Origin of the sequence: Candidatus Jidaibacter acanthamoeba (genome assembly GCF_000815465.1) — a bacterium.
Classification (GTDB): Bacteria; Pseudomonadota; Alphaproteobacteria; order Rickettsiales; family Midichloriaceae; genus Jidaibacter; species Jidaibacter acanthamoebae.
The window spans coordinates 1-454 of sequence record NZ_JSWE01000237.1 but is presented as its reverse complement, the minus strand read 5'-3'; the positions used below and the strand labels follow the sequence as shown (position 1 = coordinate 454).

Here is a 454-nt window from a genome sequence, read left to right as displayed (position 1 = left end):
AGATATACTCCTAGGGATATAATTAAATTTAGGCTTAATACTACCGATACTAAACATTTAACAGCTTTACAAATTAATATGCGGCAGTGTGATGAAGATATGTATAGTATTCTTAAAGAAGCAGAGCAGTCTATAAGAGAAAGTCATAGACATCAACTATTGGTTGAGCGTTTGCAAGAAGAGCTATCTATATCTTTTGAAGAAATTAATAATGGTGCAATCATTAGCAAAGCTTTAATCAATATGGCTGGTATTAATGACAATTCTTATATCCAAATCGGCAATGGGTTAAAGCCTGGAAAGCATGAAATCACAATTGCCAACATAATATTTAGGGATAAATGCCAAGTTAATAATTTTTGTTCTTTCTATGAAAAGAACTATCCGGGCAGTATACTGAGGCAGTCTCTTGAATGGGAGTTTAAGTCTATAATTTCAATGAAGTTTGAAATGG

The 454-nt window shown here is 32.4% G+C and carries 1 protein-coding gene; it reads left to right on the top strand.

What is annotated here, in order from left to right:
* Positions 1-454: hypothetical protein (locus NF27_RS12690; RefSeq protein WP_039459572.1), on the top strand; the 454-nt coding region annotated here is incomplete at both ends.